This window comes from Gallibacterium faecale, assembly GCF_027920745.1.
Lineage (GTDB): Bacteria > Pseudomonadota > Gammaproteobacteria > Enterobacterales > Pasteurellaceae > Gallibacterium > Gallibacterium faecale.
The window spans coordinates 1-6385 of record NZ_JAQIBB010000127.1 but is presented as its reverse complement, the minus strand read 5'-3'; the positions used below and the strand labels follow the sequence as shown (position 1 = coordinate 6385).

Genomic DNA, 6385 nt, shown 5'->3' with positions numbered 1-6385 from the left:
GGATGTTTAAAGTTTTGGTTATATTTGGTCATAAAAAATCTGCACCTCTGTATGTTGTTGGATAATAAGTCCAACTTTTGGGGTGCAGATCACAGCGGAGGCTTTTTCTTGTCCATTAAAATTAACCCGATTTAGTAATGTGGCGGAGGCGTTTCTTCTGCTTGAGTTGCAATATTAGAAGGTTGCATATCTTTTAATTTTTGTGCTAGATAGCGAAGTTGTATTTGCATTTTCTCAAGAATAAATTGTTGTTCTATGAGGGATTGATTAAGCTGTTCAATCGTATTTTCTTGAAATGCAACTTTCATTTCTAATTCATCGATACGTTGCAATAATGGATGAAGTTCGCTGTTCATCATTAAATCCTTAATTGGTTTGAAACTGATATTATGTTGATGAGTTGAAAGTTTAATAATTTAGTTTAAACATTAAATAAATATTGTATATTTTAAAAAATCATTTTACCCTATTCACTAAAATTAAAGCAGTGATAAATCTATTATTTTTTCTATGGAGAACAAACAATTATGCGTTCCATTAATAAAATTGCCTTTCTTTCTGGATTAGTTTTCTTAGCTGTTAGCGGTCAAAGTTTAGCAGAGGATTCTCAATTAAAAGATAAGAAGTTTATTGAAGATTCTTCTTATGCGATTGGGGTGTTTATGGGGAAAAATATCCAACAATCTTTGGATTCTCAAAAATCGCTAATTAAGTATGATAACAGCAAAATCCTAGAAGGTGTGAAAGACACTTTAATGGGGAAAACTACATTATCTGATGAAGCATTACAAAAACAATTACAAGCATTAGATGAACAGCTTACTAAAGCGACGCAAGTTCAATTAGAAAAAGTTGCAAAAGAAAATGAACAAAAAGGTAAAGAGTATCGTGATAAATACGCTAAACAAGAAGGCGTGAAAAAAACGGAATCAGGTATTCTTTATCGTATTGAAAAAGCCGGTGAAGGCCCAACACCAAATCCAACAGATACAGTAAAAGTAAATTATCGTGGAACATTAATTGATGGTACAGAATTTGATAGTTCATATAAACGTAACCAACCAATTGAGTTTCAATTAAATCAATTAATTCCTGGATGGGTAGAAGGGATTAGCTTGATTAAAAAAGGCGGTAAGATTCAATTAGTATTGCCTCCAAATCTTGCGTATGGTGATCAACAAACTGGTCAAATTCCACCAAATTCAACATTAATTTTTGATATCGAATTATTGGATGTGAAATCAAATAATAAGTAATTATTATAAAAAATAGAAAGGGAACGGACAGTAATGTCCGTTACTCTTTTTTACTTTGGAGTGGCTATGAATTTAGATGATGAGATTTTCTTACAAGAAGAACAACCATTTAGTAAAGAAGATCATGATATTTTGCAATCTTATATTCCTGTCGTTGAAGGTATTGCAGCGTTAATTGGTGGACATTGTGAGATTGTGTTGCACTCGCTAGAAAATTTAAAACATTCGGCAATTTGTATTGCTAATGGGCATAATACCAATCGCAAAGTGGGTTCTCCAATTACTGATCTTGCGTTACGTTCTTTGCATCAGATGAAAACAGATAGTGTTTCTCAACCTTATTTTACTCGTGCGAAAAGTAACGGTTTGATGAAGTCTATTAGTATTGCAATTCGTAATTCTCAGCAACGGATTATTGGGTTACTTTGTATCAATATTAACTTAAATGTACCTGTTTCCGAATTTGTACAAGGGTTTGTTCCAACTCATGAACAGGAAGAAAGTTCATCAGAAGTCAATTTTGCCTCTTCTGTAGAAGAATTAGTTGCTCAAACAGTAGAGCAGACAATTGAAGATGTAACCAACGACCGTAATGTATCCAATAATAATAAGAATAAACAGATAGTAGTTTCTTTATTTGAGAAAGGAATTTTTGATATTAAAGATGCAATCAATCAAGTTGCGGAACGTTTAGGTATTTCTCGTCATACAGTTTATTTGTATATCCGCCAAATTAAGCAGGATGATCAAAAATAATGCGTTATGTTTTGTCTGTTACTCAACCTGTCTATGGTTCTGAAGCAAGTTTTTTAGCTTATCAATTTGCTCAAACTTTATTACAGGCAGGACATACTATTGAGCAAGTTTTTTTCTCTCAAGCTGGCGTTAGCCATGGAAATGCTTTTGTTTATCCAGCAAATGATGAGTTTCATTTAATTAAACATTGGCAACAATTAGCACAACAATATCAATTTCCACTTTATCTTTGCATTGCAGCATCACAACGGCGTGGGATCGTCAATGAAGAAACCTCGTTCACTGGCTCACAAAATAACCTTGCTGAGGGATTTGTCTTAGCTGGCTTAGGTGAGTTTAGTCAAGCTGTCTTAACTGCTGATCGCGTGATTACTTTTTAAGGAGCTGAAATGAAAGTCGCTTTTGTTTTTACGCAAGCACCTTATGGTAATAGCAAAGTAAGAGAAGGAATAGATGCATTATTGGCGTTATCAGCGTATTGTGATGAAGATGAAATTGGTGTGTTCTTTTTACATGATGGGGTTTTAAATTTATTGGCAGAACAGAAGGCAGAGATACTGTTACAAAAAGAAACATCGTCTATGTTAAAGTTATTAACACTTTATGAAATTGAGCAGTGTTTTGTGAGTAAAGAAGATCTGTTGCGTTACCAATTAACCGATAAGAAATTACTTTTGTCGGTCAATATCGTAGAGAAATCTGATTTATTCCAGATTTTACGTCAAGCAGAAAAAGTTTTAACATTTTAATTAGGTTATTTATGTTTTACACCCTATCGCATCATCATTATGACCCACAGCAACTTCAAGCACTCATTGCAAATATTACAGAGCAGGATGCCTTGTTGTGTTGGCAAGATGGCGTATTATTGCCGATTAAATATCCCACTATTTTTCAACCCATATCTCACTACTATCTTTTAGAAAATGATGTTGTGGCTCGAGATTTATTGAGCTATTTTTCGACACAACACACGAATTTTTTGCTGATCACTTTAGCTGATTTAGTCAAGCTAACCGAAGAATATCATCCTCAAATGAGTCTTTGATAATCAAGGTGGGTAAAACCTTGACATGCCAATCGTTAAAGAATAGAATGCGTCGTCCATTCTTCTATGGAATGGGGTTAATTTAACATTCAATAGTGAATTATTTTTTATTTAAACTGGAGCTTTTTAATGGCAACTATCAACCAGCTAGTACGCAAACCGCGTGTGAAGAAGGTTGTAAAAAGCAACGTTCCTGCACTAGAGGCTTGCCCGCAGAAACGTGGCGTGTGTACTCGTGTGTACACTACTACACCTAAAAAACCGAATTCAGCATTACGTAAAGTATGTCGTATTCGTTTAACTAATGGTTATGAAGTAACCTCTTATATCGGTGGTGAAGGTCATAACTTACAAGAACACTCCGTTGTATTAATTCGTGGCGGTCGTGTTAAAGACTTACCAGGTGTGCGTTACCACACCGTACGTGGCGCATTAGACTGCGCAGGCGTAAAAGATCGTAAACAAGGTCGTTCTAAATACGGCGTGAAGCGTCCTAAAGCTTAATGGATCTCCGTTAAGTAAGGCCAAACGTTTAATTTAGAACATAGATAGCATACAAGACTCCAGAAATAGAGTTTTGGATAACCTGAAGATTTAATATACGGAGAAAAAGCCATGCCACGTCGTCGTGTGATTGGTCAACGCAAGATCCTTCCAGATCCAAAGTTCGGATCAGAATTACTTGCAAAATTTATTAATGTTTTAATGGTAGATGGTAAAAAATCTATCGCTGAAAAAATTGTTTATACTGCTTTAGATACATTAGCACAAAGAACTGGTAAAGATCATTTGGAAGCTTTTGAAGCAGCATTAGAAAATGTTCGTCCAACTGTAGAGGTTAAATCTCGCCGTGTTGGTGGTTCTACTTACCAAGTACCAGTAGAAGTTCGTCCAGTCCGTCGTAATGCATTAGGTATGCGTTGGATTGTTGAAGCAGCTCGTAAACGTGGTGACAAATCTATGGCATTACGTTTAGCAAACGAGTTATCAGATGCGGCAGAAAATAAAGGCGCTGCAGTTAAGAAACGTGAAGACGTTCATCGTATGGCAGAGGCTAACAAAGCATTTGCTCATTACCGTTGGTAATTTACTTTATGCAGCAAGTCTTAAAGTTAAGACTTGCTGGTTCATCTTTTCAAGCCTAGCGAGAGGAAATAATCGTGGCACGTACTACTCCAATTGAGCGCTATCGTAATATCGGTATTAGTGCTCACATCGACGCAGGTAAAACAACTACCACAGAACGTATTCTTTTCTATACCGGTGTAAGCCATAAAATCGGTGAAGTTCATGATGGTGCAGCTACCATGGACTGGATGGAACAAGAACAAGAACGTGGTATTACAATTACCTCTGCGGCAACAACTTGCTTCTGGCAAGGTATGTCAAAACAATTCCCACAACACCGTATCAACATTATCGATACTCCGGGACACGTGGACTTCACTATCGAAGTAGAACGTTCAATGCGTGTTCTTGATGGTGCGGTAATGGTTTACTGTGCGGTAGGTGGTGTTCAACCTCAATCTGAAACTGTATGGCGTCAAGCTAACAAATATGGTGTTCCACGTATTGCATTCGTGAACAAAATGGACCGTACAGGTGCAAACTTCTTACGTGTTGTTGAACAAATTAAAACCCGCTTAGGCGGAACTGCTGTACCAATTCAATTACCAATCGGTGCAGAAGACAATTTCAAAGGTGTTGTTGACCTTCTTAAAATGAAAGCGATCAACTGGAATGAAGCTGATCAAGGTATGACTTTCACTTATGAAGATATTCCTGCTGAATTACAAGACTTAGCAGAAGAATGGCACCAAAATCTTATTGAATCAGCAGCAGAAGCTTCTGAAGAATTAATGGAAAAATACCTTGGCGGTGAAGAGCTAACTGAAGAAGAAGTTAGAGCAGCATTACGTCAACGTGTATTAGCGAATGAAATTATTCTTATTACTTGTGGTTCTGCGTTTAAGAACAAAGGTGTTCAAGCAATGCTTGATGCAGTAGTAGATTACTTACCAGCACCAACCGACGTTCCTGCAATCAAAGGTATTAACCTTGATGAAACAGAGGGTGAACGTCACGCAAATGATGATGAACCATTCTCAGCATTAGCGTTCAAAATTGCAACTGACCCATTCGTAGGTAACTTAACCTTCTTCCGTGTTTACTCTGGTGTAGTAAACTCTGGCGATACTGTAATGAACTCTGTGAAACAAAAACGTGAACGTTTTGGTCGTATTGTTCAAATGCACGCAAATAAACGTGAAGAAATCAAAGAAGTTCGTGCAGGGGATATTGCAGCGGCGATTGGTTTGAAAGATGTTACTACTGGGGACACATTATGTGATCCTGAAAATCCAATCATCCTAGAACGTATGGAATTCCCAGAGCCAGTAATTTCTGTTGCGGTAGAACCAAAAACTAAAGCTGACCAAGAAAAAATGGGCTTAGCATTAGGTCGTCTTGCACAAGAAGACCCTTCATTCCGTGTTCAAACGGATGAAGAATCTGGTCAAACCATTATTTCTGGTATGGGTGAGTTACACTTAGATATTATCGTTGACCGTATGCGTCGTGAGTTCAAAGTGGAAGCTAACATTGGTAAACCACAAGTTGCTTACCGTGAAACTATTCGTACACGTGTTAATGATGTTGAAGGTAAACACGCAAAACAATCTGGTGGTCGTGGTCAATATGGTCACGTGGTGATCGACCTTTACCCATTAGATCCAGAAGGTCCAGGATACGAATTTGTTAACGAAATTAAAGGTGGTGTTATCCCTGGTGAATACATCCCAGCTGTTGATAAAGGTATCCAAGAGCAACTTAAAGCTGGTCCTTTAGCGGGTTACCCAGTAGTAGATATCGGTGTACGTTTACACTACGGTTCTTACCATGATGTGGACTCATCAGAATTGGCGTTCAAATTAGCAGCATCAATCGCATTTAAAGCAGCGTTTGCTAAAGCGAACCCAGTATTACTTGAGCCAATTATGAAAGTAGAAGTTGAAACTCCTGCTGACTATGTGGGTGACGTAATTGGTGACTTAAGCCGTCGTCGTGCACTAGTAAATGGCCAAGAAAGCAACGAATTTGTTACTAAGATCAATGCAGAAGTTCCATTATCAGAAATGTTTGGTTATGCAACTGATCTTCGTTCACAAACTCAAGGTCGTGCTTCATACTCAATGGAACCATTGAAATATGCTGAAGCACCAGCTAGCGTAGCAACTGCTGTAATTGAAGCTCGCAAAGCAAAATAATTGTAACAACTGCAACTCAATATTGAGTTGCAGATTTTAAATTAAAAAGGAAATTATCG

General features: G+C 37.3%; 9 protein-coding genes. 8 read left to right on the top strand and 1 reads right to left on the bottom strand.

The window, feature by feature from the left end; all coding sequences use genetic code 11:
- Positions 1–131: 131 nt before the first annotated feature.
- Complete coding sequence (locus PF272_RS12680; protein WP_065234210.1) at positions 132–356, bottom strand: SlyX family protein; 225 nt, start codon at positions 354–356, stop codon at positions 132–134.
- A gap of 171 nt (positions 357–527) precedes the next feature.
- Between PF272_RS12680 and fkpA the strand changes: the two genes are divergently transcribed.
- The 8 genes from fkpA to fusA all read left to right on the top strand — a co-directional run bounded on the left by fkpA (position 528) and on the right by fusA (position 6326).
- The gene (gene fkpA / locus PF272_RS12675; RefSeq protein ID WP_065234211.1) at positions 528–1256 is read left to right on the top strand and encodes an FKBP-type peptidyl-prolyl cis-trans isomerase; all 729 of its coding nucleotides are present in this window, start codon (positions 528–530) and stop codon (positions 1254–1256) included.
- A 66-nt stretch (positions 1257–1322) separates the two neighbouring features.
- A complete protein-coding gene (locus tag PF272_RS12670) occupies positions 1323–2012 on the top strand; it encodes a helix-turn-helix transcriptional regulator (protein WP_065236526.1) in 690 nt (229 codons plus the stop codon).
- Entirely contained in the window at positions 2012–2392 is a 381-nt protein-coding gene (gene tusD, locus PF272_RS12665) for a sulfurtransferase complex subunit TusD (RefSeq protein ID WP_271143038.1), read from the top strand. The genes PF272_RS12670 and tusD overlap by 1 nt, the downstream gene beginning before the upstream one ends.
- Positions 2393–2401: 9 nt before the next feature.
- A complete protein-coding gene (gene tusC / locus PF272_RS12660) occupies positions 2402–2761 on the top strand; it encodes a sulfurtransferase complex subunit TusC (protein ID WP_065236528.1) in 360 nt (119 codons plus the stop codon).
- 11 nt (positions 2762–2772) lie between these two features.
- Entirely contained in the window at positions 2773–3060 is a 288-nt protein-coding gene (locus PF272_RS12655; protein ID WP_271143037.1) for a DsrH/TusB family sulfur relay protein, read from the top strand.
- Between the two features lie 129 nt (positions 3061–3189).
- Complete coding sequence (gene rpsL, locus PF272_RS12650; RefSeq protein ID WP_013745731.1) at positions 3190–3564, top strand: 30S ribosomal protein S12; 375 nt, start codon at positions 3190–3192, stop codon at positions 3562–3564.
- Positions 3565–3675: 111 nt separating this feature from the next.
- Entirely contained in the window at positions 3676–4146 is a 471-nt protein-coding gene (gene rpsG / locus PF272_RS12645; RefSeq protein WP_065234216.1) for a 30S ribosomal protein S7, read from the top strand.
- 74 nt (positions 4147–4220) lie between these two features.
- A complete protein-coding gene (gene fusA / locus PF272_RS12640) occupies positions 4221–6326 on the top strand; it encodes an elongation factor G (RefSeq protein ID WP_271143036.1) in 2106 nt (701 codons plus the stop codon).
- Positions 6327–6385: the final 59 nt, after the last annotated feature.